Genomic DNA, 25,857 nt, shown 5'->3' on the forward strand with positions numbered 1-25,857 from the left:
TCAAAGACCGTTTCGAGCAGAAAGGTCGAGCAAAAAGACAGAATTCGCGCGGCGTCGAATCAAAGAAAAACGCCGCAAGCGATAGCGCATTGCGGCGTGTCGAACAGAAAATTGAAGCCGATGCGGCGAACTGCCAACGATCAGAACTTGGGCGATTCCTTCGGCGGCGTGTAGGGCGTTTCGCCGTCGCCATAGAACCGTTTGCGCGTGGCCCCGGCCACCCGATTGCAGAGCACGTCACCCCGCTTGGGCCGATCCGTCTTGCACTGTTGGCGTAGTTCCTTCAACCGTTCGGGATTGGCTGCCAGTTCCTCCACCGTTGGGATATTCGCTTCCGATGTGTTGGCCTTCTGAGGCGTTTCGGATTGGCCGCAGGCGGTCAACACCGGCACCAGCAAGAAATGGATGATCTTCGTCATGGCGCAGGTTCCTCCGGGGGATCAAGATTGCGGCCCAGCATGGGCCTGGGAGATTCCAGAGATTCGATGGCCTGTACGCGCTCAATGAATCGAGCCAGAACCTCCGATGGTTCGCCTATAGGGTGCAGCAGATAGGTTGTCAGGGGTGGGACACGTGATGCCAAGGGGCGGGCCACCACGCCCGGTTGTCTGCTAGCTGTAATGTGTGCTGCACCCGTAAGCCCAAGCGCGAAGCCGGCCGATACAAGCGCCATCATCAAATCGCAGGAGGCCACGCGCTCCGCGATCAGGGGTTCCATGTCCGCACGGCGCAGTACCCGATCAACGTGTTTCGCGTGGCTTTCGCAAACCTGTGGATCGCACAGAACCAGAGGGTAGCGGAGCAGTTCCTCCAACGGAATGCGCTTATGCACCAGCAGAGGATGTCGAGCAGGTACAGCCACCATGAGCGCATCGCTCCAGACGGGTATAGCGACGATGCCTTCGCCCACTTCGTCTGATTGCGCGAATCCTACGTCATAAAGATCGTCGTGTAGCCCCTTGATTTGTTGCGACAACGGCACTTCGGAGAAGCGAATCTCGACTTCAGGTTCTTCCTGTCGGCACAAAGCGAGCACCGCCGGAAGGCGCGACGGTGTAATGCCGTCCGATAAGGCCACCCGCAACTGACCGTGAAATCCATTGGCCGCTGCTTTTACGCTGTCGCGCGCTTGTTGCAGAACAGCAAATACCCGGCGGACATGCTCCAGAAACAACTTACCTGCACGTGTTAGGCGAGTGCTGCGTGTGGTACGGGCAAACAGTACAACACCTAGCTCCTCCTCTAGCTCCTTAATGGCGCGAGAAAGTGGAGATTGTTCAATGTGCAGCTTCTCCGAAGCTCTAGCGAAGTGAAGCTCCTCCGCCACGGCGAGAAAGTATTTTAGATGTCTCAACTCCATAGACGAATAGCTCCCACGAGTGCGCATCGCAGGCGGTAGCCGCGACCTGTGAGTCGCGGCTACGCCCTAAACAATCAGTTGCCGCCGTTGGACGGGCGGCGTTCCGCAGAAGATTGCGCCGCGTTTGGCTTCTTCTTCGCGGCGTCGCATTGCTCTTTCAGCTTCTTTACTTCGGGATAAGCCACGTCACTGATATACCGCTTCGTATCTGCCAATTGCTCGCATGTCTTCGGTATCGCCTTCGCATCGTCGTCATGCCCGCCGGTATGGGCCATCACGAATGGCGAAGCGAGCGAGGCGCTGGCTAGAGCTGCAATCAAAACCGGACGAATGTTCATTTTTCAATATCTCCTGGGATGAGGCCCGGCCTATGTGGCAGGGCGGGAAACTTCGGCTTCCTGCCATGCAATTGGCATGGGGGGGGGAAGCCGGAGTGCATGGGCATGTGCCCGTAACCAATTTGCCAATCACAAGACGCGCTTCATTTCCATGTATTGACCGCGAGTGCGAACAATCACCGTCACGTCAGCGTCGCCACGGTTCCGCCAGAACCAACCGTGATTTCCACTAAAGGCAGCCTGGATCACGCCATTGCTAGCGGGCACCGCGCGACCCTTTTCATAACTGATGGACTGGCCGCCACCATCGCCGTGGGTATCGAAGTTCACAACGCCCCCTTCGGCAACCCAACTGAACTCGACCTGCTCGCCGGCCTTCATACTCAACTTCACCTCCGCCCCTTGGCCGGGCTTGAGTGCGACGCGCATTTCATCGCGCCAGGCGGCGCCGTTCTCCGCCTGCGCGGCGTTCTGTGCTTGTGCAGGCGCGGCGGTGCCTGCATTCCCTGTCGTCGCGGCAGCGGGCATGGCTGCATCCTTCGCGGCATCCGCAGCGGCTTCTTCGGCCAATTGCGTCTTGATCTCCCCCATTTCCGTCAGGCCGAGGACGCGACCAATCCCTGTTGGGTCGATCGCGTACTCGGAGGGAAGGACGATGCCGACCAAAATTGCGATGGCGGCGACGAGTGCAATGAGCGTCGAGCGCAGCAGTTGTTTCGACGATGGAAGGTCGTCGAGGGTTGGCTTGGATACGTTGTACATGGAATTTTCTCCGTGTTTGATTCAGGAAACGAAATAGCCGGTGAGCTGATAGCCGATCAGGATGAAACCGGCACACATCATCGCTACGTTGGCGGTGTACGCATGGCGCCAGAAACTAGCTGTTCGGCGCCAGTAGCTCATTGCGATCAGAATAGTGCCGAGCGCGATCAACTGCCCGATTTCAACGCCGACATTGAATGCCAAAAGATTTGGAATCAGGCCATCGGGCGAGATGTTGTATTCGATGATCTTGGTTGACAGGCCGAATCCGTGAAAGAGTCCGAATACGACTGTTGCGACTTTCGTGTTGGGCTGGAAGCCGAGCCAACGCTGAAATGCGCCGATGTTGTCGAGCGCCTTGTAAACCACCGAAAGACCGATGATCGCGTCGATGATGTAGCTGTTTATCCCGACGTTGAAATACACGCCAAGCAGCATCGTGGTTGAGTGGCCGATGGCAAATAGCGTCACATACAGGGCGATATGCTTCATCCGGTACAGGAAGAAGATTACGCCAAGCAGGAACAGGATATGGTCGTATCCCGTCGCCATATGTTTCGCCCCTAGATACATAAAAGGGATGAGGTTGACGCCGGATATTTCCTGGATGTAGCCCTTATCGCCCTCGGCAACGGCATGGGCGAGTGCCTGATTCGCGCACGCGAACAGCAGGATAGTCGTCGCCATAAGAAACAGGGAAGTCCGTTGCCAGGTCGGTCGATGGCGATCCGGCATTACTTCAAGTGATCTTTCACGCATGAATTTCATACCTCAATTACTCACCTAAGAATCCATGTGGTTCGGGTGCGGCAAGCGTCTTTCTCGTTCGCCGCGCCATGCGAACCGTTGAAATTGGCGTCTTGCTTACGCCGGCGCGGTGTCCTGGCTATCGGTGCGCCGATGGATGAGGCGATACAGGGCCGGCAGCACCAGTAACGTCAACAGCGTCGAGGAAACAATGCCGCCAATGACGACGGTTGCAAGGGGTCGTTGCACTTCCGCACCCGTTCCGACGTTGACGGCCATCGGGACGAAACCAAGGCTTGCAACCAGCGCAGTCATCAGTACCGGGCGTAGCCGCGTCATCGCGCCGTTCACGATGGCATCGTGAATCGGCGTGCCTTCGTGGTGCAGCTTGCGAATGAAGCTCACCATCACCAGGCCGTTGAGCACCGCCACACCGGATAGGGCGATGAATCCAACCCCTGCCGAAATCGAAAGCGGAATATCGCGTAGCCACAATGCGGCAACGCCGCCTGTCAGTGCCAATGGCACGCCGCTAAAGACGACTGTGGCGTCCCGGCCCGAGCCGAAGGCCATGAACAGAAGGCCGAAGATCAGAACCAGTACAGCCGGCACGACGACGGACAGCCGTTGGCTCGCCGAAATGAGTTGCTCGAACGTGCCTCCGTAATTGACCCAATAGCCCTCTGGCAGTGTGATTTCGCGGCTTACGCGCTCACGCAGTTCTTCCACGAACGACCCTAAATCGCGTCCGCGCACATTGCTGGTAATGACGATCCGGCGTTTACCGTTCTCGCGGCTGATCTGATTGGGGCCGGGTGCCACTTCGATTGACGCAAGCTGGCCAAGCGGTACGTAACCGGCTTGGCCCGGTGCGGCAGCAGTGCCGCTCGGGACGGGAATGGGTAGTGTCGCCAGTGCTTTAGGGTCTTGGCGCTGCGCTTCGGGCAACCGAACCACAATATCGAAGCGGCGATCGCCCTCAAACACCTGACCAGCGACGGCACCACCAAGAGCGATTGCCACCGTCTGCTGTATGTCAGCGATCGCCAGACCGTATCGAGACAGTGCATCCACGTTCGGCGTGATCGTCATCAGCGGCAGGCCCGTAATCTGTTCGAGCGCCACGTCAGCAGATCCCTCGATACTCTCGGCCACGGCTTCAAGCTTGGAGCCTAGTTGGGCCAGTTGCTCCATGTCATCGCCATACACCTTGATCGCCACCTCGGCTCGAACACCCGCGATCAACTCATTCATGCGCATCTGCACGGGCTGAGTGAACTCGTAGTTGTTGCCGGGAATGGTGTTCACCGCCTTTTCCAGCTCGGCAAGCAATACGGCTCTCGGTTTGCGCGGATCGGGCCATTCGCTGCGATCCTTGAGCATGATGAAAGTGTCAGCTACCGAAGGCGGCATGGGATCAGTCGCAACCTCGGCAGTACCGATCTTGGCAAAGACTTCCTCAACCTCTGGAAACTCCTTGATCCGCGCTTCCAACTGGCGCTGCATGCCAATCGCCTGGGTCAGACTCGTTCCGGGAATCCGCATCGCGTGCAAGGCGATGTCGCCTTCATCCAGATTAGGGATGAACTCGGTGCCAAGGCGCGTTGCAAGCAAACCAGACAGCACTACCAACACCGCTGCCGCCGCGACGACGGCGACTCTCAGCCTGATTGCCTTCTGGAGAAGTGGCGCATAGAAGCGGCTGATGCCCCGCATCACCTTGGTTTCCTTCTCGGAAACCTTGCCGGTGACAAACAACGCGACCGCAGCGGGCACGAAAGTCAGGGACAACACCATCGCACCAGTCAATGCGATCACGACGGTAAGAGCCATCGGATGGAACATCTTTCCTTCCACACCCGATAGCGCGAATATTGGAAGGTAAACCGCCGTGATGATGAACAATCCGAACAGGGCAGGCTTGATGACCTCTGCACTGGCGCTCGAAACCAGCGAGAAACGCTCATCGCGGGTCAACAGCCGACCGAGCTGGTGCTGTCGTTCGCTGAACCTGCGTAAGCAGTTCTCCACGATGATGACCGCGCCATCGACAATCAGGCCGAAATCCAGTGCGCCCAAGCTCATCAGGTTGGCCGAGATTCGGTTTTGCACCATGCCGGTGATCGTCAGCAGCATGGCGAGCGGAATGACCGCTGCGGTTATCAGGGCTGCGCGCAGGTTGCCTAGCAACATGAACAGCACGGCAATCACCAGCAACGCGCCTTCCAGAAGATTCTTCTGCACGGTTGCGATGGTGCGATCAACGAGTTGAGTGCGGTCATAAACCGCGTGCGCTCGGACTCCCTCGGGAAGTGTCGCGTCGATTTCAGCGAGCTTTTCTACCGTGCGCTGTGCAACCGCTCGGCTGTTCTCGCCAATCAGCATGAATGCTGTTCCCAGCACGACCTCCTTGCCGTCTTTTGTGGCCGCGCCGGTTCGCAGTTCGCTACCTTCCAGAACTTCCGCCACGTCGGACATTCGGAGTGGCAGCCCATCGCGCGTTGCCACGACAATCTTCCGCAGTCGCTCGATGTCGCCTACCTGTCCGGGGATGCGGATCAGGTACTGCTCGCCGTGACGTTCGATGTAGCCGGCACCGACGTTGGCGTTGTTCCGCGCAACGGCGTTCAGCACGTCGTTCATCGTCAACTCGTAGGCCAGTAGCTTGACCGGATCGGGTGTGATGTGGAACTGACGCACGTAACCGCCGATGGTGTTGACCTCGGTGACGCCTTTCAGATTGCGGAGCTGCGGACGCACCGACCAGTCTTGCAATGTGCGCAGCGCCGTCGGTGTCCATATTTCCTCGTAGCCCTTTTCGGGTTCCAAGGTATACATGAATATCTCGCCCAGGCCGGTTGCCACCGGCCCGAGAGAAGGATTCAGGCCCGCCGGAAGTTGCGAAGATGCCTGCTGCAAGCGTTCGGCGACCTGCTGGCGGGCAAAGTAAATATCAGTACCGTCCTCAAAGACCGCAGTGACTTGCGACAGGCCGTAGCGGGAAATCGAGCGGGTGTATTCCAACCGGGCGAGGCCAGCTAGCGCCGTCTCAACCGGAAAAGTGACGCGCTGCTCAGCCTCCATTGGCGAGTAGCCCGGCGCCTCAGTATTGATCTGTACCTGGACGTTGGTAATGTCCGGTATCGCGTCGATCGGTAAGCGGCTGTAGTTCCAGATGCCCAGCCCGGACAGGGCCAGCACCAATAGAAGCACGAGCCAGCGATGCGCGATGGACGCGCGAATGATACGTTCGAGCATATCCGCGCCCTCAGTGATCGTGGCTTGCGCCAGACTTTTCGATGTCTTGGCGTATCAGGAAACTTTGCTCGGCCACGTAGTTTGTGCCGGGCTTGAGTCCGTTAGTCACTTCGGCGTATTCACCATCGCGCTCGCCAAGTTCGAGCATTCGGACTTCGTATGTCTCGCCAACCTGTGCGAAAACCACGGTGAAGTCTCGGAATCTCTGCAACCCGGACTCCTTTACCGCCAGTGATACCTTGCGCGTGCCTACTGTGACCTCGGCCGCCACGGTCATGCCAGGGCGCCAGCGCCCCTCCGGGTTCGGGATGCTGACGCGGGCAATGACGCTTTGGCCGCTGCCAGCCACCGGCAACAATCGCTGGATCTTTCCGCTGGCTTCGGTCTTCCCGGTGGCTGACCGGATTCGTACCGGCTGCCCTGGCTGTAGGGCTTCGGCATCGGTGCCGATGGCGCGCAGGTCGATCCATACGTAGGACGGGTCAGCCAACTCGAACAGCGCACCTGCTTCAGCCACATCACCGACGTTCGTGTTGCGTGCGAGCACCACGCCGTCGAACGGTGCGGTAATCGGGTAGGTGCGCATGCTGTCGTTGCCCTCCACGATGGCCAGCGTCTGGCCGCGGCGGACTCGCTCGCCCTGTTGCACGTTCACTGACCGCACGATGCCAGGGAAGCGTGCGCGAACCGCTGCGTGTCTGTCGGCATCCAGAACAACGGTTCCCATCAGCCGCACAACGTCTCGGATGACTGCCGGCCCCGCTGATTCGGTCTTGATGCCAGCATCCTTGGCGATACCAGCCGGAATGCTTACGCGACCCTCATAGGATTCATAAGACCAAGTGGACTTCTTTCCGGCGTGTTCGGCGGTCACGGCGACATCGAAAGAATGCGGCTCGGTCACTTCACCGCTGCCGACCAGATAGTTGCCTTCTGGCCTGAACGTGAATTGGTTGACCTCGCCATCCAAACGGGAGAGCTTGATCGTTGCGGCAACATCAGCGGGGGCAACTGGCTTGCCGTCACGATAGGCGTAGAGCCTGTAATGCGGGGGGGCGTTGGTTTCGTAGATGGTGACCTCCAAAGCGAAGTCACCGTCGCGGAGTAGCCGCCCATTGTTTGGGCCGCGCTCATAGCTTCCGCTGGCTTGGGCACTGGCCGCCTCTTTGGGCTTGTCGCCGCCAGGGCTGCATGCGGCGGCAAGTACACAAAGGAGCAGCAGGGAAAGAATGCGAATCATGGTGCGGTGTCCTCAACGGTGGCGGTGAGGCGTTCCACCTCGACCAGCAGAAGGTGATAGCGGGTGGCGGCTTCCACAGCTCGCGCACGCAGGTCGAATAGCGTTCGCTGCGCTTGAGCCAACGACAAATAGGAGAATCGGCCTTGCTCGAAGCCGCGACGAGTCGTTGCCAGGGCGCTTTCAGCCATAGGCAGCATTCGTGCGCGTAGCGACTCAGCCTCTGTCCGTGCGCGCGTGAGTTCTTGATACTTGTCGAACAGCGCCTGATGGCGCTCAAAACGTTCGGCGTCACGCCTCGCTTCAAGCGCAGCAAGCTCCGCATTGGCCTGGGATACCGCGTATCCAGAGCGCGTCGGGCTGCCCAGCGGCACCGAGATCGACATCACTACGCCGTGATCCTTGTAGGCTTCCAAACGCCGAATGCCCAAGCTGACGTCGATGTTGGGTTTGGCTTCGGCCTCCGCGAGCCGGCGGCGGGCGCCGATGGTGTCGGCCCGCAAACGCGAAGCCCACAGTTCCGGCGTCATGGGCAAACGGGCGGCCAGCGTCTCGAATGGCGCCACGGTCGGCAAGGTTTGGAGGTCGCCGACGACCTCGCCGAAGTCGGGGATCGTTGCCCCCCAGCTTGCGGCCAAAGTCATCTTGGCGCTTGCCAGTTCGTGTTCAGCACTCTCCCGATTCAGTTGGGCCTCAGCGACTGCAATATCGGCAGCCTGCAAATCTGAATCAGGATTGCGTGCGGCTTTTACCCACGCAGCAACCTCTTGCCGCGTGCGTTCCGCTTGCTTGATGCGTTCCTCGGCATAGGTCAATCGCTGTTGCCTGGCGAGCACTTCAATGAAGCGGGCCGTCGTTGAACTAGCCAGGTCTATCCGCGTTTTGGTGGCCTGGTGCTCTTGTTCTCTCAGCTCGGCTTGTCCTAGCGTTTGGCGAGCCTCACGCTTGCCGCCGAGTTCTATGACCCGACCGATGCGCAATGTCGTTTCAGCCGAGCGGATACCTCGCAGGTTGCCGTTCCCAGCGACGTTCTCAACCTCGCCGCCAATGGTGTAAGGCGGTGGCAGGGCTTCGCGCTGTGTGCGCGCTCGGACGGCCTGGAGCTGCGCCGTTTCGGCGGCGATGGATGGGTGGGCGGCCAGTGCTCGGGAGACTGCCTCCTCCAATCGCAGGGGTTCGGCGGCCAGGGCTGCGGATGTACCGCAGGCTCCGACAAACACCAAGGCTACTAAGCGGATCAAATTCATGAAAATCCTCACGACGACGACAGGTGGCGAGCAAACGATTCCGCGTCATGGCTGCTCGCACACGCCTGAGTGGAGTCGTCATAAAACCGATCATCCATCGGTTTTTCAGGCAAAAAAACACAGCACGCGCGCATATGGACTTACCTCGTCATCACAGTGATGAGAGATTCGGTCACGGAATGCAGCCAGCCGGTAGATAGGCTGCAAAACGCCAGAACAAGAATGCCCAGCATCGGCCCCAGGTATGAGACAGACGAGTGCTTGGACGACAGCAACGCCTCGACACGCTCAGGGACGAAATCGGAAAAGAACGCCATAGCCAAAGGCATCTGTTTCTTGGCGTGTTGCCGAAATATCTTTTCTACTGCAACGATGGTTTCGGCTACGGCGACAGGGCATCCCACTTCGTTTGCAGCAGCGAAATCACAACGCTGTTCCAAGGCGAGTTCCAGATCGCGCAACAGCCGGCGACGAGTGCCCGGCAACTGGATGCTCGACAAGACGACAGCGATCAGGCGATGCAGCACATCTCGATTGGCGATATGAGCCTGTTCGTGCGCCAGCACCACGCGCAATTGCGTTGGGTCGAGTCGCCGCATCAACGAGGTTGAAAGCAGGATGTGGCCATTCCCGACGCCACAAGCCAGCGCCATAGGCTGATCGACATCAAGCACGCGAAGTTTGTCTGGATGCCCCGGACGCCAGCTCAGGCGCACCATCGAGGCAAGGGTTCGACGAGCACGCCAAAGGCCAACTGCGGCCCGTAAAGCCAGCCAAACCGCGTATCCCGCCAACAATGCCAATGCTCCCCATAGCCAGGCACTTTGCCCATTGCCGCTCGGGTGCCAAACGCACAGGTGCAGCAGCGTGTCAGCGTGCGCAGAGCAGGCAGCGGCAAATCTGGCCGAATCATCAAACATCGACGGCATGGCGATGGTCATGGCCGTATAGGCAATACCCGCCAATGCGGGTGTTACCAGCATCCACCAAGACACTCTTGCTCGCTGATAGGGGGTCTTTCCCGACAGCGCACGGCGTAATGGGCGCTCGCAGGCTCCAATCAGCAGGGTAAGCGTTACTGCCAGCACGAAGCCGGATAGCAATGCGAACTGAAGTAGTGGGCCATAACTCGTCATCACGGCTGATCCAATTCAGCGCGACGACGGGCAATCAACTCCTCCAGCCTCTTGAGCTGGTCATCATCCGCCCTTGCAGCAAGATCGACAAAGGCGCTCAACAACGCATCCGGCTGCGGGCCTGCGACACGACGCACCGTGGACTCGACCAGCTTCTGGATCAGTTCCCGGCGAGATACTCGTGCCGAGTATTCGTAGGCATGGCTGATCTTTTCGCGCTGGAGCATGGCCTTGCGAAACAGACGTTCTAGCGTGGATTGCACGGTGTTCAAGGAAATCGAGCGAGACTGCCCAATGCGCGCGTACACCGCCTTGGTGTCGGACGGGCCGAAGCGCCAGATGTCTTCGAGCACGGCGATTTCCAGATCGCCAAGTGTTGGTACGCTGTGGTTGGTCAATGTTGTCGGCTCCGAGCTTTGACTCGAACTCAAGAGTATCCACCACAAAAAACCGACCGTCAATCGGTTTATTGTGCGACCCCGTGCCGGACACTGCTATCGTAGGAAGTTAACCAACGGCAGGCCCACGCTGCCGTCCTATCTCCCAGGACACGCCGCCGCCGCGCACCGTAGCGGCAAGCTGCTGGCCCAGCCGCTGCTCGACCACCGGCCGCCACGGCACCAGACTGAACCCCTTGCCGTCATCGAGCATGGCGTAGCGCCCACTGGCGAGCATGACGCTGCGCCGGTAGATACCGGCCACGCGCTGACCGTCACCCGCAGGCCGATGTTCCAAGCCGGTTTCGGCCGCAATGTCCTTGGCGGCCTGCGCCAGCTCCCGATTGCGCAGCGTGCCCAGCAGGTTGCGCGCGAGGATCACGCGCTGCCCACGCCGCTCGGCCAGCCCCTGTTCGGCCAGGAAGTCGGCGCGCTGCTGCATTGCCTGCTTGGCCTCGCCGCCAAAGCCCAGGTCGCCCAGGCCCGAGCCGCCGCCGATCAACTGCTGGTCAAGCCAGGTGGCCCCGATAACGCGGGCCTGCCGCTCGATGGGCAGGTGCGATTTCAGTTCCACGGCCACGCCGCCCAGGCGCTGCGCGTCGTAGCGGCGGCCCTGTTCGGCCAAGTCGTCCGGCACCTTCCATAGTCCCTCGGCCACGCGCTCCACGATGCCAGCGCGGCGCAGGGCTTCCAGCCGGCGGACGTGGGCCGCGACGACTTCCTGCGGATCGCGGCCCGGTACGGCCTGACCCTGCGCGATGGCGAGGTGATGATCGGTGCGGTACAGGCCACCGCTCGCCAGTGCGGCGATGTTCTTGTCGGCGGCGCGCACGTCGGCCGATCCCTTCACCTCCACCACGGCACCGGCTGGGTAGTTCGCCAGCTCGTCGCGGGCGTTGAGCGCGACGTAGTGGGCCCTGCCATCCACCCCGTCGATGACCAGATAGCCCCGGTCGCGCAGTTCGTCGGCCAGCCCCTTCGCGGCCACGCGGCCGAGGATGGTTCGGCCATCCTCGCCCGGCTCGAACACCGCCAGCTCGCGCGGCTGGCCGCTCATGGCCCGCTGCATGGTGCGGATGATGTCGCCACGCTCGCCCAGGGCGCGCAGGGTCTTTTCGGCGTCGGTATGGACCGCCCAGGTGCCCGGCTGCGTTTCGTCGGCCAGGCCCAGACGCTGCAAGCGTTGCAGCCGGCCGATCAGCAGCAGGCGCTGGCGTTGCAACCTCGGCTCGTTGAGCCGTTCGACATGCACCAGGCCATCGTCGCCCAGCTCGCGCTTGAGCGTGCGATCCAGGCTCGTCCACCGCTCCTGTTCCACCTCGCGCTGCAAGGTCTGCTGGATCTCCAGCTCGGTGCGTGGCCCCAGCCACTCGGTCGCCAGTTCGGCCGCACGATGGCGGAAGCCATCGGCGATGTAGTCGCCCGCGATGATGAGGTCTTTGCCGGTGTCATCGCGCCCGCGCACGACGATGTGCGTGTGCGGGTTGTCGGTATTCCAGTGGTTGACCGCCACCCAATCGAGGCCCGTGCCCAGGTCGGCCTCCATGCGGCCCATGAGGTGCCGCGTGTAGGTGCGCAGGTCTTCGAGTTCCGGGCCATCCTCGGGTGAGAGGATGAAGCGGAAATGGTGTCGGTCGTCGGCGCAGCGTTCCTTGAAAGCGTCGAGGTCGGCGGCATCGGTCTGCGGCCCGTAGGCTTGGCCCGGCTCGCCATCGCGGCCCACGCCGTCGCGCTCGATGTAGCGCAGGTGCTTGGCGAGCGACTGCGGGCTGGCCTGGCGCTGGTTGACCAGCAGCGTCTTGATGGTCACGCGCCGCGACATGGGCGTCAGCTTCGCTCCGGCGAAGCGCGCGGCCGTGTGGCCGCGCCCCAGGCGCGAGCCGGGCCGCTGGCCGTTGCCCCTCCCGGAGCCGCTGGCAGCGCCAGGACGGCGCACCGACGACTTGCCGCTACTGGCCTTGCCTGCCTGCTTGAGCACCTTGGAAACGAAGCTCTGGCCCCGGTTCTTCGGTGCGCTGGGGCGGATGCGGAAATCATCGTCGCGGCGGTCGGTCATGGCTGCGCTCCCTGCAAGCTCTGGCGTGTCCGGTCGTGTGAAGCACGCGGACAGCCCTGCATTGGCGCGGGCCTCGCGCCCCAAGCGGCACGGCGGCGAAGCCGCTCCGTGCCGCGCCACCCCATGTGCAGACTGGCTTTCGACGCGGCCCGGTGCCGCGTCCTTTTGTCTTGCCTTCCGCCTTTGCCCCTCGCTGGCGCTCCGGGCAGCGGCGGCCCGGCGGTGCTGCTGCGCGAGCAGCCAGCGCGCCGGCGAACGCGGCGACGGCCATAGGCCGGGCGCGTTCGAGGCAAGACGCCTGCACGTTGGACGGCTGCGCCGAAGGCAGCGCGAAGTGCGGTGCGAATGCACCCGCACTGCACGCGCGACGACACGGCGACGGCCAGCAGAGCGACACGCCCGATGGCACGACAAGATGCACGGCAACGTGCAGCGAGTCGGCGGCCATCATGGGCGGGATTCCAGCCAGACTGGATGCGCGACCCCGATCACGGCGGATGCGCTGACCGGCCCGAAATACCGGCTGTCGAACGACGCCGGGTTGGTCACACTCAAGAGGAACAGTTCGCCGGATTCGAGGCGGCGGCATTGCTGCCAGGATGGCAGCGGCCGGCCCCAGCGGTCGGCAGGCAGCACGGCGGCCGAAGGCACGCCGTCGATGCGGACGACGCGGCCAGTGCTGCACACCTCCTGCGGCGCGACGGCGCCCACGCGCTTGAGCAGCGGCACGCGCGCCGGCAGGTAGCCGCGCTGCGCGGCCAGCGCGGCGGCGTCTGGCGGCAGCGTGGTCAGGACGATGCTGCCCACGGACAAGGGACGTGGCGGCGAGTCGGTGCCGTGGCCTTGCGGATCGACGCGATACCAGCCGACCGCCACGCTGTCGGACGGGTTGTAGATCAGGCGCGGCAGCGGATGCACGAAGGACGCCCAGGCGAGCGCAGCGAGGCCGCAGGCGGACAGGCCCGCCAACACGAGGCGAGCGCGCAGGCGCGAGCGAGGATGCGGCGGGATGCCGGTTGCGCTGGCAACGGCGGATGGAAGCGTCATGGCAGCGTCCTCCCGGTTAGCCAGGCAGCGTGCCGCTCGGCGGTGTATTCGGGCAGCGGCAGGCGTGCAGCGAGCCGGTTGGCGAGCGTGCGCCAGTACGCGGGCGAGACAGCGGCGGGCGCGATGCCCAGCGCCTCGATGGCGTCGATGCACTCCAGCACCGCGCGCACCTGGTTCTCCCCTTCGGCGTGGAGCAGCAAGCGCGCCCCCGGCTGCACGCCGGGGATGCGCTGCGCGGCATCCAGCGGCGTGCAAGCCTGCATCACCATGAGCTGCCAACGCACAGTGCCGTAGTCGTTGGCCTGCCAGCGGATACGGCACAACATGGCGCCCGGCAGGAACACCGCGCAACGGCGCCAGCGGTCGAGCTGGTGCGTGCGCGCAGGTTCGCCGAAGCGCAGGTAGAGCTTGAAGCGTGGTTCGATGTAGGCCAGCGCCACGCGCGTCAGCGGCGCGCTGGCAGGCTGGCCGGCAAGTGCAGCCGTAGCCGCGCCAGCGGCAGGCGAAGCGGATGCAGTCATGGTGCGTTCTCCCTGCGGTGCTCTGGAAACTCCCGCTCCAACAGGCCACGCAGCAGGTCGGCCACGGTCACGCCTTGCGTGAAGGCCGACACCTTGATGCGTGCCCGCATCGCGGGCGTGATGTCGAGAGTCAGACGGGCGGTGTAGAGGTCGCCCTTGCCCAGCGCATCGGCGTCGCCCTGGCGAATCCACGCCTCGGCGTGCGGATTCGCGGGCGGACGCGCGCCGATGCCGACGCGCTTTGCCGTGCGCTTGCTGTTCGATGGCGGCTTCGCGGTCATGTCGGCCACCGCAGCAATTCGTCCACCAGCGCAGTGATTTCGCGTGCGGCGGCGCTGTCGGGTGCCGTCTCGCGTGCAAGCCGGCCAGCGGCCACGCTATCGGCGAACACGATGCGCTGATGCACTTCCGCGCGCAGCGCAGGAAGCGGCTGGTCGGCGAGTGCCTGGCGTGCTTCGCGCCCGATCACGGTGGTACTGACGCGCCGATTGATGACGAAGGCCGCGCGCAGCGCAGGCCGAAATACCTGCGCCTCGCGGATCACCGCCACCATCTCGGCGCTGGCCCACAAGTCGTAGGGGCTGGGCTGCACCGGGATCAGCACGCGCTCGGCCGCCAGCAGCGCGGAGCGCGCCAAGGCGGCGATGCGCGGCGGGCCGTCGATGATGACGTGATCGGCCCGCCTGGCGAGTTCCGGCGCCTCTTGGTGCAGCGTTTCGCGTGCGAGGCCCACGGCGCTGAACAGCCGTGGCAAGCCTTGCTGGCTTCTGCGCTGCGTCCAGTCCAGCGATGAGCCCTGCGGGTCAGCGTCCAGCAGGACGACGTGCTGGCCGCGCATCGCCAACTCGCCGGCGATGTGCGTGGCGAGCGTGGTCTTGCCGACGCCGCCTTTCTGGTTGAGCAGTGCGACGATCATGGCCTGGCCCTCCATGCTGGAAAGCCGGGCTTTTGCTGCTGCGTTTGTGGCCGCGGGGTGGTTGTCCACCGCAGCGGCGTTTCCCTACTAAAAGTTAGAGAAACTAAGTTAGGGAAGTTAGAGGACGCGCAAGCCCAGTGCTGGCGCGGGTTTGCGGCCGATCGGCACGCCTGATAGCACGATAGTCCCACGCCTGATAGCACGATACCCCGCACGCCTGATAGCACGACACCATTCACAGGCTTTCCCGGAGTTATCCCCGTGCCGTCTGCGGCACGGGCCGGAACGTCAGCAGTTCCATGCCGTTGTCGGGCATCCGCTCGATGCCCAGGACGTAACCGGGCAGCGACTGCCGCGCGACGAGCGCGCGCAGATCGCAGGCGAAGTCGTAGGGCTTCGCGGTGCTGCCGGACTTCTGGTGCAGATAGCGAAAGTCGAACTGCCAGCCGTATGCCTGCTTGCCGCCGTGCTTGCGCACCAGGCGGTACAGCCACCGCTCGATGCCGCCGGTGAGCCGGAAATACGCCGGGTCGATGGTCAGCACCAGCGCAGCGTCGAGCACGCCGGCAAAGAACCAGTCCGGCAGGATCAGCTCGATGCCCAGCGGCGTGCCGCTGGCATCGGCCAGTTCCTTCCATTCGTTGATCCACGAAAAGCGGTGCAGGCGCCGGCCTGTTGTCTCGCGGATGGACGTGGCCACCGTGGTCGATTGCAGGCGATCCAGCGCGGCCTTGAGGCGCTGGTAGTCGCGCAGCGACTTGCCGCGTCCGATGAAGCGCAGGATCTCGTAGGGCGTCGCGCGCATCAGCCGCGACGGGCGCAGGCCCGCGTCCTTCGCTTCCACGATCTGCGAGGCCGCCCATATCAGCACGTCCGCATCCCAAATCGTGGCGATGCCGTGCTCCTGCGTGCCCTCTACGCGGATCGTCACGTTGCCCGCGCGGAAGTCGATGGGTTTGACCCGCTTGGACTTGCCGAGCGAGAAGAACGGATAGGCCATCAAGTCCTGGCTGTCGCGCGGCGCCATGTCGCCGGGCAAGGCGCGGAACAGGTCGAGCTGTTCGCGCTCCTGCAACGACCGCTGCCGGAACGGCAGCGCGGAGCTGGACATGGTGATGGCCTGCCGCGCGCCGCCGATCAGCGCGCACGGCTGTCGGCCGAGTGGTGCTCGGCGTACTCGGGATCGGAAGTCGTCTCGAAGCTGCGGTCGGCGGCCCAGGCATCGAGGTCGGCCACGGCGTACATGACGCGCCGGCCGAACTTGCGAAAGCGCGGACCACCACCGATCACGCGCTGCTTTTCCAGCGTGCGCGGCGACAGCCGCAGGTACTCGGCGGCTTCGTCGTTGGTGAGATAGCGTTGGGGCTGCGCGGCAGCGGTCGAGACAGTGGCGGCAGGCCGCAAAGGAGCGGGACGCATGGTGTGAACCTCCATAGCTTTCAAAGCTCCGGCCACACAGCGCAACCGGATGGAGGCAGTCTCAGAAAACCAAGCTGTCCTGCTCAGGGCCGTTTTGCGTCGTCCTCAAAACGACCCTTCTCAAGCGGCGGAAGCTGTGCTAGGCGGCGATAGCCGCCGCGCATCAGCGCATCGCCGCGCCGTACCAAGCGGCGTACCTTGGAGCGCAGGCCGCCGTCGCTGTACCAATCGGCTGCGGCATCGCCGCCGAACAAGCCTTCGGCCACCTCGCGCAAGGACGCACCCGCTAGGGTTGCGTCGAGCGCCTGCAAGGTGTGTAGCTCAAGCAGCGCGGCGGGTGCCGGCCTGGGCTTCGCAGAAGCCAGGGCCGCGCCGAGCGCACGGTTGCGCGCAGGTGCGGCGGCGCCGCCGCGGCGGGCATAGGCGACAGCCATCCCGTCTTCCAGGCCGGGCGCCAGCGCGAAGCGCAGGCAATGACCTGGGCTGTGCGCCATCAGCGCCAGCCCTTTGCCGTCATGGAGCAGTTGCTTGTGCCCGGCAATGCGCCAAAACGTGAACGCGGGAGCATACTGCGGCGGATCGGCGTCGGGATAGAGCTGCACCACGGCCACATGGCCGGGCAACCAGGCTGGATGAGCGTCGCGCGCATCCAACGCCGGATCTTCCAGCAGGCGCAAGCCCCAGCGATGCGCCGCCTGCTGCGCGGCTTTCGGCCGGCGATGATGGCGCAGCCAGTCGAGCCGGTAATCGGGGTTTCTGCGCAGATATTCCCAGGCCGTCCCAAGGTCGTCCAAGTGCAGCACGTACAGATACGCGGCAGTCGGATACCAGTGCTCGGCGCTGCGATCGACCATGACGCAACCTCCCTGCGAACAGGACTGGCCGCGACAGAAGAACTACGTGCTACATCGGTGTCATCAGAACGAAATGGGTTAAGGGAATAGTTGGGCTGTCAAGTCCGACTGGCTCCGATGCGTTGCGGTATTCGTCTCAATGCTGCGGCGGCAGCGTCCCTCCCGTGGGACGCCGTACAGGCCAGCCTGCCGCAGTCCGCGTCAGGCATCATGTCCGTTTGGATCAGACTGGCGCGGCTACGCCGCAAGAATCTCGATTGAGACCTGCCCGGTATGACACCAGACTGAAAAAGTCACAGTAGGCTGTGTTCAGTCCGGGATAGCCCCGTCGCGCTCGGCCAGCCGGGTGTATTCCGACAGCGTGCGCGTGGGCCGGAAGTAGCGGTCGCGCATCACGGGCTGCTGATGCGGCCCGACGATGCCAGCCAGCTCGGACAGCTTGACGGTTCCTTGCGCCGGCATTCCGATTCCCAGGTCGATGAGGCCCCAGGCGGTGTCGCCATCGGCGGGATCGAGTGCGGCCAGCAGCCAGGTCACATGCGCGTCCGGCGTGAACAGCCGCACCACGGGCACCGGGTCGATGGCCTGGCCAGCGGCACGAGCCTCGCCGTTGGCGAGCAGTTGCGCGCGCTCCGGGACGGTGGCGAGTGGCTGGGGCATGGTTGGCAATCCCACAAATCCAATGATGCACGGATGCGGTTTCACGCCCAAGCGCAGAACCGCCAAACCGGATTTACGCCTTCGTGTGCAAGCACGGATGCGCTTGCGTGGCTTTGCTGGAACCAGCAAATGCGGATTTCCGTAAAGGCACGAAAACGTAGAACACCAAATGAACACTATAGATTGTAGCCCTATAGGGCGCAATGGGCTGTCATCTTGGTTTTTCGAGGGAAACCATAGGTGGCGGCTGGGAACTCATTGGCGAAGGCGTTGAAGACAGTCAGGAAGGCGCGTGGCTTGAGCCAGGAAGCCTTCTCTGACGTGTCCAGCCGCACCTATATGAGCACCCTCGAACGCGACCTGAAAAGCCCGACCCTGCATAAGCTGGCCGAGCTGTGCGAGGTGATGGAGATCCACCCGCTCACGCTGCTGACGCTGGCCTACGCGGGCGACAGCCCGCACAAGGCCGACGAGCTGCTGGCGCAGGTGCGCCGGGAGCTGGAGGCGGTGCTGAAGGAGCGCGGCGCGGCGAAGCCGCGCGCGTGACGTGGTGATGTGCTGCGAACAGCAGCACAGCGCCCCGCCGCGATGGGCGGGGCGCTGCGGCGGTCACGCCGCCTGGGGCTTGCTGCGCGACCAGATCAGGTCGTGCGTACCGTCCTCGCCTTCGATCAGGCGGGCATAGACCGGAGCCGGGAACGAAGGATCGTCGAGGGTCACGGACTTGTATTCCCGCCCGGCCTCGCTGGTCTTGTTCCACGCCGCGCCGATGTCGTGGCCGGCGGCCTGGAGGCGGAAGTCGGGGGCGTTCTCGCTGCTGCCCTTGTCGTTGGGAACCAGCTTGACCTTGACGTTGAGCGTCAGGGTGCGCAGCGTGCCGGTGAAGCCGTCTTTGTCTGCGGTGAAGGTGCCGATGTTGGCCATGATGATTTCTCCTTTCGGTTGAACAAGGTTCGCGCCCATCGCGTCCTTGTTGTGATCCGGCCGGCGGGGGACGGGCTGGCTGCACCGCTTGCGGTCGAAACGCAGTGGAGAGCCGGGAGGCGAAAAGAATTTGCTGCGCGAGGAAGCCGCGCAGCGGCGGGGAAATTGTTTTCGCCGGACGGTTGCAGCCATGAAGCCCGAGGCGCAGCCGCGCCCCCGCCAGGATTCACAACGAGACAAGGACGCCTTGGGCCGAACCGCTCCGAAAGGAGATGGGGCCGACTCGGCATCCCCGCCCGAAGGCTTCTCCGGCTCGCCCGCTGACGCGGGCCAGGTCAACCCCGCAACGACAGGCGAGAACGCCCCCGCCATACCTTGCGGCGCCGGTCTTGAGGCGTGGCGTGGAAGCTCCATAGCGATACCGGGCGGGTTGTCCGTGAACCGTCCTTCGTGACGTGATGGGCAGGAACCGCCAGCGTTGAGGACGGCACGCACCTGCACAACCTGCCGCAGCAAGCGCCAGCGTGTTCGCCAGCGTCCCGTCCATCGCGGCGGGACGTTGGGCGGGCCGATCCGGCGCAGCCGGTTCGGCAGCATCGAGGGGCGCCAAGCATCGCGCGGCGGGGATAGCTCGCAGGGCTTTCCCCTGGAGGCAAGCGAAGCGCGCAGCGCCGCAGGCGCGAAGGCGTGAGGGATTGAAGCCGAATGGCCGTGACGGCAAAGACGGCACGGGGCGTAGCCCGAAAGCCCGGCGGCGCTATGCGCCGACACGCCCAGGCCGTTCCAGATTTCTAAGCAGGAAACGCGGACATGCCTCTGATGAAATGGGCGCGGCCCTACGCTGCGAGGTATGCACGCGGCAAGCCGAAAACCGCTGGTGATTCCCGCGCACGGCGGGCGCTACGGCTTGCAGACCCATACGGGCCTGCCATTACCGGGCGGGAAGCCCGGTCACGTCAACGCCGCCGTCTGAGCTGCCGCGAGGGCGGCGGCGTGCCGATTCGGCTGGTGGCCTTGAACACCGGGCGCGGCCACTGCCGCGCCCGGATTTTTGCGGTGCTGATCGCGGTTATTCCTTCGTCTCGATGAGCCACCACACGGCAGGCGGCAAGGCGCGGCCCGTGATGGGGTGAATGTCGGTGAGGTCGGCGCAGGCCGTCCAGCCCGAGGGCGGGCGGTAGCCGCGCACGTCGCCATCGCCGTTCCAACGGCGGGCGCGTACCGTGCCAGCGGCGTAGATCGCCGCCATGCGCGGGCGGCTAATGGTGGTGCGGGTCATGGGGGCTTCTCCTTCCAGCGAAGCGCCCCGGTCGAGGCCGGGGCGCTTGCCTTCGGCGCGGGTCAAGCGGCCAGCGCCTCGGCGGGTTCATCCGCCATTGCCTCGGCATCCTCCGTGGCGTCCTGCTCCGAGCCTTCTTCCTGCGCGGCATCCTGCGGGCCAGCGGCCTTGAAGATGGCGGGCATCCAGCCCGAGCCATCGGCCAGGCTTGCGGCCTTGGGCGCGTCGGCGTCCTCGTGCTCGTCGTTGGCGGATTCGCCTTCGGTGCTGTCGAAACCGCGCCGCAGCTTTTCCAGCGTGCGCAGCGCCTTGGCCTCGGCTTCGCGCAGCAGGCCGCGATGAATGGCGGCTTCGCCGTTGCGGTCGATGGTGACGATGGCACCGGCCACCTCGCGCACTTCGGGGGTGTAGCCCTGTAAGGCGTCCTCCGCGTCTTGCAGTTCCCCGACCACCTGATCGCGCCGCTGTTCCAGCTTCTCGGCTTTGGCTTCGTCCTCGGCGTCGCAGGCTTCTTCCAGTTCGCCGTCGATCTTTTCGAGGCGGGTTTCCAGCGAGGCGATGCGGCGGGCCTCACGGGTGGTCGGCTCGCGACGATGGCGCGGGGCGTTCTGGAACGCCTGCCGTTCCTCGTAGGCCAGATGCGGCACGGCCTCCACCCATGCCCACCCCTCGGCGCGCACGTCCTCGGCCAGCGTTGCCAGCTTGTCGCGCACCAGCGTTTCCAGCACTGCGGTATCGGTGAGGTAGGTTCCGGCATCGCCTTCCGCGAACAGGTCACGGCGGATGCCGCCGCCTGCCTGCCGGTAGGTGTCCAGCCCGACGAAGCGCACCAGCGCGTGCGTGGCGTCGATTTCGCGCTCGGTCAGGCGCTCGCGCAGCTTGGACGGGCTGCGCTGCCATTCCGGCGCACCATAGAACGCGGCTTCCTGCGCGGCGTGGTCGTCGGTGATGGTCAAGGCCATCAACTGTTCCAGCGTGACGGTTCCGGCGCGATAGTCGGCCATCAGGCGCGGCGCGATGTGGGCCAGCTTCAAGCGGCGCTGCACCACCAGCGGGGACACGCCGAAGTCGGCGGCAATGTCCTCGATGGGCCGGCCTTCCTTGACCAGCGCGGCGAACGCCTCGAACTGGTCGGCGGGGTGCATCTGCTCGCGCATCAGGTTTTCCGCGAGGCTGACGGTGCGGGCCGAAGCATCGGGCACCAGCAGGCACGGCACTTCGTAGTCGGCGGGGATGCGCTTCTTCTTCGCCAGCAGCTTCAAGGCGGTCAGGCGGCGATCACCGGCCACCACTTCGTAAGCCTCGCCATCGGCGGAAAGGATGACGATCAGGTTTTGCAGCAGGCCGATGCGGGCAATGCTCGCGGCCAGTTCGGGGATGGACAGGCGCGGCATCTTGCGGGCGTTGCGCTTGGAGCGGCGCGGCAGCAACTGCGACAGCGGAACCAGAATCAGGTTCTTGGACGGGTCGGCCATTTCCAGCGGTGCGGCGGTTTCGATGGCGGCGATTTCGGTTTTGAGTACGGCGTTCATGGTGATAACTCCTTGCGGTTAGGGATGCAGCAGCGAGAGAAGCGGCAAGGGCTGCTGCCTGCCCCTGCCGCGTGGGGATTCAGGCTTTCAACTGGCGCAGGCCATCGGCCAGCAGCCACAGGGCGCGATTCAGGCGCACGCTTTGGTCGATGCCCTGCACGGGCCGGGTGGTCTGGCGGCGGCCATTCGCGGCGCGGGCGGACAAGCCGCCTTTGGTCAAGTTCTCCTGCGTGCGGTTGAACACGCTCCACAGGTCGCGGCGGTCATCGTCGTGGCGGCGCGGCATCAGGATTTGCGATTCCGTGATGGGCGCGGGCTTGTCCTCGTCGTACTTCAACGCCAGCGCAGCGCGGGCGAACACTTCCGATTCCCCGGCGTCGAGCGTGATGGCGCGCATGGCATCGCGGGATTCCTGCGCCCGGTCGAAGCCGTGCAGGACTTCGTAAGCGCCTTCGATGACGTGCCCGGCTACGTCGCCCTTGTGCGGCACGCGCACGTCGGCCACGGTGTCGCCGCAGACAAGGCCATTGCTGCAAACGAAGCGGAACATCCCGGCCAGCATCTGATAGCTACTGGTGCCGTCATGGGAGTTCAGCAGGATGATTTCGTTGGCCTCGCGGCCGTTGATCTGGCTGGCGTGGCGCAGCCGGATCATGTGCTTGGTGTAGTCGCGGCGGTCGTCGTGGCGCACGCGGGTTTGCGTCACCATGAAAGGCTCGAAGCCTTCCCCGCGCAGTTCTTGCAGCACGGTCGCGGTGGGGATGTAGCTGTACCGCTCGGAGCGGCTTTCGTGTGGTGCCTCCGCGAAGATGGACGGGGCCACTGCCCGGATTTGGTCATCGGACAAGGGACGTTCCGAACGCAGCACCGGGGAACGGGAAGCGAAGCGGGATGCGAGTTGCATGGCATTTCTCCTGACAAAGAAAAAAGGGTTTGCTGTTCACCGCACACCGGATTCCTAGATTCGGAGCCCAGCCTTTCGGCTGTTTGGTGCGGTCGGCACGAGGAACCCGGTTGGCCCTGTTGCCACCGTCTTTCCTGAGTTCATCGCCCGCGACGGTCAGGAGCGCGCGGACGGGGGCCGTCAAGGAGGCAAGCGCAGGGTTGGTGCGGCCCGCAGCGAAGCGAGGACACGGCCCTGCGCGCCTTGACGGCGCACGGGCGCGGGCTACAGTCGCGGACAAGGTGATGAAGTCAGGGGAGACGGCTGGACATGGCAACGGCCCCTCAACACGCCGATCGCACGGCAAGCGAAGCGCGCAGGCCCGGATCTAGGAATCCGGGCCGGAGGCGTCAGCCGAGCGGAGCGAGGGAACGATGGAAGCCCGAATGGGGCGAGACGCCGCAGGCGGCTCGATGCGCTACGCGCACGACAGCGCGACCGGCCATGTTTCTTGGCCGGGGACGTCCGGACTTCAAGGCTCGATGCACAAGCTCATGCGCCAGTCATCGGGAAACAGGTTCGACAGCGACTGCCGTGGTCTGGCCGATCCGGCGCAGCCGGTTCGGCGGTCTTTGAGGGGCGCCAAGCATTGCGCGGCGGGGATAGCCCGCAGGGCTTTCCCCTGGAGGCAAGCGAAGCGCGCAGCGCCCCGGAAGGCGCGCGAAGGCATCACGCCGAGTCGTCAGGGCGCAGGCTGGATTCCGCAGCCGGCATCCACGGCGATGACGAGTCCAGCAGGTAGCGCGCACCGCGCGCGTACAGACCCGACAGCCCGGTGGGCCGGTAGAACCCGGTGACGCGGTGCCGGAACTGTGCGCCGTATTCGTTGGTGTAGATCACCGCGTCGCCGATCTTGAAGCGCAAGGGTTGTCCGTTCTCCGGTGCGAACGGCTTGAGCGCATCGTGCTGCGCCGTGATTTCGATGATGTAGTCGTGGTGGCTGCTCATGGCATTGAGGAGCGCCTTGCGGCGCTCCCAGGGCCGGGTCAGACAACGATTCGTCCGGCCAGCCGCGCATCGCGCGCGTAGGCGCTCAATCGCTTCTCGGCCCGGAAAGACAGGTCGCGCTCGATCGGCAGGCCCAGCCCGCCGCGCACCGTCGCCAGCTCGCCCAGGCTGACCCAGCCGATTTCCGGTGCCCCCAGGCCCAGGTCGCATAGACCAAAGGCGTGGTCGTGGTCGTCGGGATCAATCTCGGTCAGCAGCCAGGTCGCGCCGGCGTCCGGCGTGAACAGCTTGACCACGGGCGCCGGATCGAAGTCCGCGTTTTCCAAGGATTCGCGGCCGTTGGCCAGCAGCACGATGCGCTGCTCGTCAGTGATGAGTGCGTTGTTCATGGTGAACTCCTGAAAGGTTGCCGGGCGGAATTGCCCGACCCTTCCGGGGCACGGCGCAGCGCAAGCAGTCAGGGGTCAACGACGGCCGCCAGGACGCAAGCGCCATCGGCGCGCAGCCCTTGACGGCGAGAACGCCGTGGCACGATGAAGGGGACAGCAAGACGGCCTCCCTCGCACCTCCACGCACGGGGTTTTTGGCAAGCGAAGCGCGCAGGCCCGAATAGCAATCCGGGCCGGAGGCATCAGCGATGTGAAAGGCGGGCAGTTCTTAAATGCGCGCCCAGTCCCGGTGCAGATCGTCAACGATCATGGGATGACGATGCCCGCCTCGGTCTGCATGTTCGCGCAAGTGAGGATGATCTGGCGGTAGATCAGGGTGATCGTGGGCGATGTCGGAAGAATCACTAGCGGGCCAGAGCCACAGCGCCAGTCCCACTCCGACAAGACCAATCAGCGACATGATGATGAAGGTCGATTGCAGCCCAAAGGCAGCGCCGAAGCGACCGGCCAAGGGATAGCAAATGAGCCAACACGCATGGGACAGGGCGAATTGCGCGGCAAAGACCGCGGGGCGATCCTCGGGATGAGCGGAGCGGCGCAACAGCCGGCCGGAAGGTGTTTGCGCCACGCTGTAGCCGAAGCCGACCACCAACCAGATCACCACCAGAATGGCATAGGTCGGAATCATTGCCCCGGCTGCCGTTCCCACAACCAGCATCGCCGCTCCCGCAATCATGACAGGTCGATCAGCAATCTTGTCGAGCAGGCGAGGCAGCGCGAAGGCCGCAACCATCGACCCGCCTCCGAAGGCCGCCAGCGCCCACGCTACCTCGGATTCGCCCAGCCCGAAGCGTGCCTTCACGATGACCACCGTGTTCACGATCACCATTGACCCCGCTGCTGCCACAGCGAGGCTGATCGCCAGCAGACCCCGAAGGCGCGGCGTGGCGAGGTAAATGCGCGTGCCCCGCGTAGTGCGATCCCATATGCCACGACGCGGGCCGGGAACGGTTGTGGGAAGCCTCACGCTGACCACAAGCGCGGCTGACACGAGGAAGCCGAGAACCGTTCCGGCAAACAGGTTGTGGAAGCTGATGACCGTCAGTAGCGCGGCGGCCAGCATCGGGGAGATCAGGCTTTCCAAATCGTAGGCCAGCCGGGAAAGCGACAGTGCTTTCGTGTACTCGTCTTCGTCGGGAAGGATGTCCGGGATAGTGGCTTGAAAGGTCGGCGTGAAGCCTGCGGACGCCGCCTGCAAGACGAAGATCAGCAGATAGATTTGCCAGATTTCGCTGACAAAGGGCAAGCAGAGCGCAACGGATGCTCGTACTAGGTCAAGGGCAACGAGCAACGACCGTCGCGGCAGCCGGTCGGCGAACGCCTGCGCGACCGGGGCGACTCCGACATAGGCCAGCATCTTGATTGCGAGTGCCGTCCCGAGTACCGCGCCGGCATTCGCCCCGGCCAGATCGTAGGCAAGCAGGCCAAGGGCCACCGTCATCAGGCCGGTGCCGACAAGCGCAATCACCTGAGCGGCGAACAGGTGACGATAGGTACGGTTCTTCAGGACGGAGAGCATCGGCGGGCCTCAGAGCAGTTTGGTCAGTGCCTTCATTTCGGTCAAAACGGAGTCTTCGTCATGGGCCAGGCAATGGTCGATGTGGTCGTGGATCAGGACGCGCTTTGCGGCCGTCACCGCGCTTTCCACCGCCGCGAGCTGGCGGGCGATGTCGAGACAGGATTCGCCACTTTCGATCATCCCTATGACGTGCCGAAGATGACCATCGGCGCGTTTCAGCCGCTTCACGAGATCGGGATGGGTTGAGTGCTTGTGTGTCGCGTTCATG

27 protein-coding genes and 1 pseudogene are annotated in these 25,857 nt (G+C 64.0%); 1 reads left to right on the forward strand and 27 read right to left on the reverse strand.

Annotated features, from left to right (window positions below; genetic code table 11):
* Positions 1 to 140: 140 nt before the first annotated feature.
* The 19 genes from KW568_RS04020 to KW568_RS04110 all read right to left on the reverse strand — a co-directional run bounded on the left by KW568_RS04020 (position 141) and on the right by KW568_RS04110 (position 17,995).
* Entirely contained in the window at positions 141 to 419 is a 279-nt protein-coding gene (locus KW568_RS04020) for a lipoprotein (protein ID WP_031636913.1), read from the reverse strand.
* A complete protein-coding gene (locus KW568_RS04025; protein ID WP_023114186.1) occupies positions 416 to 1,360 on the reverse strand; it encodes a LysR family transcriptional regulator in 945 nt (314 codons plus the stop codon). Before KW568_RS04025 ends, KW568_RS04020 begins: the two co-directional genes overlap by 4 nt.
* A 74-nt stretch (positions 1,361 to 1,434) precedes the next feature.
* Positions 1,435 to 1,698, reverse strand: a complete 264-nt coding sequence (locus KW568_RS04030; RefSeq protein ID WP_023114185.1) for a hypothetical protein — start codon at positions 1,696 to 1,698, stop codon at positions 1,435 to 1,437.
* A gap of 129 nt (positions 1,699 to 1,827) precedes the next feature.
* On the reverse strand, positions 1,828 to 2,460 hold the full coding sequence (locus tag KW568_RS04035) for a hypothetical protein (RefSeq protein WP_023114184.1): 633 nt from the start codon (positions 2,458 to 2,460) through the stop codon (positions 1,828 to 1,830).
* Positions 2,461 to 2,481: 21 nt separating this feature from the next.
* On the reverse strand, positions 2,482 to 3,147 hold the full coding sequence (locus tag KW568_RS04040; protein WP_049879081.1) for a HupE/UreJ family protein: 666 nt from the start codon (positions 3,145 to 3,147) through the stop codon (positions 2,482 to 2,484).
* Between the two features lie 177 nt (positions 3,148 to 3,324).
* Entirely contained in the window at positions 3,325 to 6,465 is a 3,141-nt protein-coding gene (locus tag KW568_RS04045; protein WP_033880256.1) for an efflux RND transporter permease subunit, read from the reverse strand.
* Positions 6,466 to 6,475: 10 nt separating this feature from the next.
* Complete coding sequence (locus KW568_RS04050; protein ID WP_031636927.1) at positions 6,476 to 7,705, reverse strand: efflux RND transporter periplasmic adaptor subunit; 1,230 nt, start codon at positions 7,703 to 7,705, stop codon at positions 6,476 to 6,478.
* Positions 7,702 to 8,949 (reverse strand): TolC family protein, encoded by a 1,248-nt coding sequence (locus KW568_RS04055; protein ID WP_031636928.1) that lies wholly within the window; start codon positions 8,947 to 8,949, stop codon positions 7,702 to 7,704. Before KW568_RS04055 ends, KW568_RS04050 begins: the two co-directional genes overlap by 4 nt.
* A 140-nt stretch (positions 8,950 to 9,089) precedes the next feature.
* The gene (locus KW568_RS04060; protein ID WP_031636929.1) at positions 9,090 to 10,085 is read right to left on the reverse strand and encodes a M56 family metallopeptidase; all 996 of its coding nucleotides are present in this window, start codon (positions 10,083 to 10,085) and stop codon (positions 9,090 to 9,092) included.
* Positions 10,085 to 10,483 (reverse strand): BlaI/MecI/CopY family transcriptional regulator, encoded by a 399-nt coding sequence (locus KW568_RS04065; protein WP_023114178.1) that lies wholly within the window; start codon positions 10,481 to 10,483, stop codon positions 10,085 to 10,087. Before KW568_RS04065 ends, KW568_RS04060 begins: the two co-directional genes overlap by 1 nt.
* Before the next feature lie 109 nt (positions 10,484 to 10,592).
* A complete protein-coding gene (locus KW568_RS04070; RefSeq protein ID WP_034023490.1) occupies positions 10,593 to 12,578 on the reverse strand; it encodes a relaxase/mobilization nuclease and DUF3363 domain-containing protein in 1,986 nt (661 codons plus the stop codon).
* 447 nt (positions 12,579 to 13,025) lie between these two features.
* Positions 13,026 to 13,625, reverse strand: a complete 600-nt coding sequence (locus tag KW568_RS04075; protein WP_023114176.1) for a S26 family signal peptidase — start codon at positions 13,623 to 13,625, stop codon at positions 13,026 to 13,028.
* A complete protein-coding gene (locus tag KW568_RS04080) occupies positions 13,622 to 14,146 on the reverse strand; it encodes a DUF2840 domain-containing protein (RefSeq protein ID WP_023103957.1) in 525 nt (174 codons plus the stop codon). The genes KW568_RS04075 and KW568_RS04080 overlap by 4 nt, the downstream gene beginning before the upstream one ends.
* Complete coding sequence (locus tag KW568_RS04085) at positions 14,143 to 14,427, reverse strand: hypothetical protein (RefSeq protein WP_023114175.1); 285 nt, start codon at positions 14,425 to 14,427, stop codon at positions 14,143 to 14,145. Before KW568_RS04085 ends, KW568_RS04080 begins: the two co-directional genes overlap by 4 nt.
* Positions 14,424 to 15,062 (reverse strand): ParA family partition ATPase, encoded by a 639-nt coding sequence (parA, locus tag KW568_RS04090; RefSeq protein ID WP_031636931.1) that lies wholly within the window; start codon positions 15,060 to 15,062, stop codon positions 14,424 to 14,426. Before parA ends, KW568_RS04085 begins: the two co-directional genes overlap by 4 nt.
* Before the next feature lie 253 nt (positions 15,063 to 15,315).
* A complete protein-coding gene (locus KW568_RS04095) occupies positions 15,316 to 16,173 on the reverse strand; it encodes a replication initiator protein A (protein ID WP_023103960.1) in 858 nt (285 codons plus the stop codon).
* Positions 16,174 to 16,199: 26 nt separating this feature from the next.
* A complete protein-coding gene (locus KW568_RS04100; protein WP_003107109.1) occupies positions 16,200 to 16,481 on the reverse strand; it encodes an AlpA family transcriptional regulator in 282 nt (93 codons plus the stop codon).
* A gap of 83 nt (positions 16,482 to 16,564) precedes the next feature.
* Positions 16,565 to 17,335, reverse strand: coding sequence for a DUF2285 domain-containing protein (locus KW568_RS04105; RefSeq protein WP_033878703.1), 771 nt, complete (start codon positions 17,333 to 17,335; stop codon positions 16,565 to 16,567).
* 309 nt (positions 17,336 to 17,644) lie between these two features.
* Positions 17,645 to 17,995: a DUF2958 domain-containing protein gene (locus KW568_RS04110; protein ID WP_023103962.1), complete on the reverse strand. Its 351-nt coding sequence runs from the start codon at positions 17,993 to 17,995 to the stop codon at positions 17,645 to 17,647.
* A gap of 240 nt (positions 17,996 to 18,235) precedes the next feature.
* On the opposite strand from KW568_RS04110, the gene KW568_RS04115 reads away from it, so the two are divergent.
* On the forward strand, positions 18,236 to 18,541 hold the full coding sequence (locus KW568_RS04115) for a helix-turn-helix domain-containing protein (protein WP_023103963.1): 306 nt from the start codon (positions 18,236 to 18,238) through the stop codon (positions 18,539 to 18,541).
* Positions 18,542 to 18,604: 63 nt separating this feature from the next.
* On the opposite strand, the gene KW568_RS04120 is transcribed toward KW568_RS04115, so the two are convergent.
* The 8 genes and pseudogenes from KW568_RS04120 to KW568_RS04155 form a co-directional block, all read right to left on the reverse strand.
* Positions 18,605 to 18,919 carry a DUF736 domain-containing protein gene (locus KW568_RS04120; RefSeq protein WP_023103964.1) on the reverse strand — a complete coding sequence of 105 codons (315 nt, stop codon included), beginning with the start codon at positions 18,917 to 18,919 and terminating at the stop codon, positions 18,605 to 18,607.
* 1,069 nt (positions 18,920 to 19,988) lie between these two features.
* On the reverse strand, positions 19,989 to 20,198 hold the full coding sequence (locus KW568_RS04125; protein WP_031636935.1) for a hypothetical protein: 210 nt from the start codon (positions 20,196 to 20,198) through the stop codon (positions 19,989 to 19,991).
* Between the two features lie 197 nt (positions 20,199 to 20,395).
* Positions 20,396 to 21,730: pseudogene (locus KW568_RS04130) on the reverse strand (ParB/RepB/Spo0J family partition protein); the annotation flags it as partial.
* Positions 21,731 to 21,809: 79 nt separating this feature from the next.
* Positions 21,810 to 22,634, reverse strand: a complete 825-nt coding sequence (locus KW568_RS04135) for a DUF932 domain-containing protein (protein ID WP_019396530.1) — start codon at positions 22,632 to 22,634, stop codon at positions 21,810 to 21,812.
* Positions 22,635 to 23,342: 708 nt separating this feature from the next.
* Positions 23,343 to 23,621, reverse strand: a complete 279-nt coding sequence (locus KW568_RS04140) for a hypothetical protein (RefSeq protein WP_031637040.1) — start codon at positions 23,619 to 23,621, stop codon at positions 23,343 to 23,345.
* A 38-nt stretch (positions 23,622 to 23,659) separates the two neighbouring features.
* Positions 23,660 to 24,010 (reverse strand): DUF2958 domain-containing protein, encoded by a 351-nt coding sequence (locus tag KW568_RS04145; protein WP_031637043.1) that lies wholly within the window; start codon positions 24,008 to 24,010, stop codon positions 23,660 to 23,662.
* A gap of 268 nt (positions 24,011 to 24,278) precedes the next feature.
* Positions 24,279 to 25,589, reverse strand: coding sequence for an MFS transporter (locus KW568_RS04150; protein ID WP_031637045.1), 1,311 nt, complete (start codon positions 25,587 to 25,589; stop codon positions 24,279 to 24,281).
* Between the two features lie 9 nt (positions 25,590 to 25,598).
* Positions 25,599 to 25,856 carry a metal-sensing transcriptional repressor gene (locus KW568_RS04155; RefSeq protein ID WP_003111693.1) on the reverse strand — a complete coding sequence of 86 codons (258 nt, stop codon included), beginning with the start codon at positions 25,854 to 25,856 and terminating at the stop codon, positions 25,599 to 25,601.
* Position 25,857: the final 1 nt, after the last annotated feature.

Source organism: Pseudomonas sp. HD6515 (assembly GCF_024971855.1).
Lineage (GTDB): Bacteria > Pseudomonadota > Gammaproteobacteria > Pseudomonadales > Pseudomonadaceae > Aquipseudomonas > Aquipseudomonas alloputida.

What these genes read in the sequence shown, in the direction of transcription:
- KW568_RS04055 (WP_031636928.1), bottom strand. Translation starts at nt 8,949, where the DNA reads ATGAATTTGATCCGCTTAGTAGCCTTGGTGTTTGTCGGAGCCTGCGGT.
- KW568_RS04060 (WP_031636929.1), bottom strand. Translation starts at nt 10,085, where the DNA reads ATGACGAGTTATGGCCCACTACTTCAGTTCGCATTGCTATCCGGCTTC.
- KW568_RS04080 (WP_023103957.1), bottom strand. Translation starts at nt 14,146, where the DNA reads ATGACTGCATCCGCTTCGCCTGCCGCTGGCGCGGCTACGGCTGCACTT.
- KW568_RS04145 (WP_031637043.1), bottom strand. Translation starts at nt 24,010, where the DNA reads ATGAACAACGCACTCATCACTGACGAGCAGCGCATCGTGCTGCTGGCC.
- KW568_RS04040 (WP_049879081.1), bottom strand. Translation starts at nt 3,147, where the DNA reads ATGGCGACGACTATCCTGCTGTTCGCGTGCGCGAATCAGGCACTCGCC.
- KW568_RS04050 (WP_031636927.1), bottom strand. Translation starts at nt 7,705, where the DNA reads ATGATTCGCATTCTTTCCCTGCTGCTCCTTTGTGTACTTGCCGCCGCA.
- KW568_RS04025 (WP_023114186.1), bottom strand. Translation starts at nt 1,360, where the DNA reads ATGGAGTTGAGACATCTAAAATACTTTCTCGCCGTGGCGGAGGAGCTT.
- KW568_RS04120 (WP_023103964.1), bottom strand. Translation starts at nt 18,919, where the DNA reads ATGGCCAACATCGGCACCTTCACCGCAGACAAAGACGGCTTCACCGGC.
- KW568_RS04030 (WP_023114185.1), bottom strand. Translation starts at nt 1,698, where the DNA reads ATGAACATTCGTCCGGTTTTGATTGCAGCTCTAGCCAGCGCCTCGCTC.
- KW568_RS04070 (WP_034023490.1), bottom strand. Translation starts at nt 12,578, where the DNA reads ATGACCGACCGCCGCGACGATGATTTCCGCATCCGCCCCAGCGCACCG.
- KW568_RS04135 (WP_019396530.1), bottom strand. Translation starts at nt 22,634, where the DNA reads ATGCAACTCGCATCCCGCTTCGCTTCCCGTTCCCCGGTGCTGCGTTCG.
- KW568_RS04020 (WP_031636913.1), bottom strand. Translation starts at nt 419, where the DNA reads ATGACGAAGATCATCCATTTCTTGCTGGTGCCGGTGTTGACCGCCTGC.
- KW568_RS04075 (WP_023114176.1), bottom strand. Translation starts at nt 13,625, where the DNA reads ATGACGCTTCCATCCGCCGTTGCCAGCGCAACCGGCATCCCGCCGCAT.
- parA (WP_031636931.1), bottom strand. Translation starts at nt 15,062, where the DNA reads ATGATCGTCGCACTGCTCAACCAGAAAGGCGGCGTCGGCAAGACCACG.
- KW568_RS04045 (WP_033880256.1), bottom strand. Translation starts at nt 6,465, where the DNA reads ATGCTCGAACGTATCATTCGCGCGTCCATCGCGCATCGCTGGCTCGTG.
- KW568_RS04095 (WP_023103960.1), bottom strand. Translation starts at nt 16,173, where the DNA reads ATGTCCAGCTCCGCGCTGCCGTTCCGGCAGCGGTCGTTGCAGGAGCGC.
- KW568_RS04105 (WP_033878703.1), bottom strand. Translation starts at nt 17,335, where the DNA reads ATGGTCGATCGCAGCGCCGAGCACTGGTATCCGACTGCCGCGTATCTG.
- KW568_RS04150 (WP_031637045.1), bottom strand. Translation starts at nt 25,589, where the DNA reads ATGCTCTCCGTCCTGAAGAACCGTACCTATCGTCACCTGTTCGCCGCT.
- KW568_RS04110 (WP_023103962.1), bottom strand. Translation starts at nt 17,995, where the DNA reads ATGCCCCAGCCACTCGCCACCGTCCCGGAGCGCGCGCAACTGCTCGCC.
- KW568_RS04125 (WP_031636935.1), bottom strand. Translation starts at nt 20,198, where the DNA reads ATGACCCGCACCACCATTAGCCGCCCGCGCATGGCGGCGATCTACGCC.
- KW568_RS04035 (WP_023114184.1), bottom strand. Translation starts at nt 2,460, where the DNA reads ATGTACAACGTATCCAAGCCAACCCTCGACGACCTTCCATCGTCGAAA.
- KW568_RS04100 (WP_003107109.1), bottom strand. Translation starts at nt 16,481, where the DNA reads ATGCGTCCCGCTCCTTTGCGGCCTGCCGCCACTGTCTCGACCGCTGCC.
- KW568_RS04140 (WP_031637040.1), bottom strand. Translation starts at nt 23,621, where the DNA reads ATGAGCAGCCACCACGACTACATCATCGAAATCACGGCGCAGCACGAT.
- KW568_RS04085 (WP_023114175.1), bottom strand. Translation starts at nt 14,427, where the DNA reads ATGACCGCGAAGCCGCCATCGAACAGCAAGCGCACGGCAAAGCGCGTC.
- KW568_RS04155 (WP_003111693.1), bottom strand. Translation starts at nt 25,856, where the DNA reads ATGAACGCGACACACAAGCACTCAACCCATCCCGATCTCGTGAAGCGG.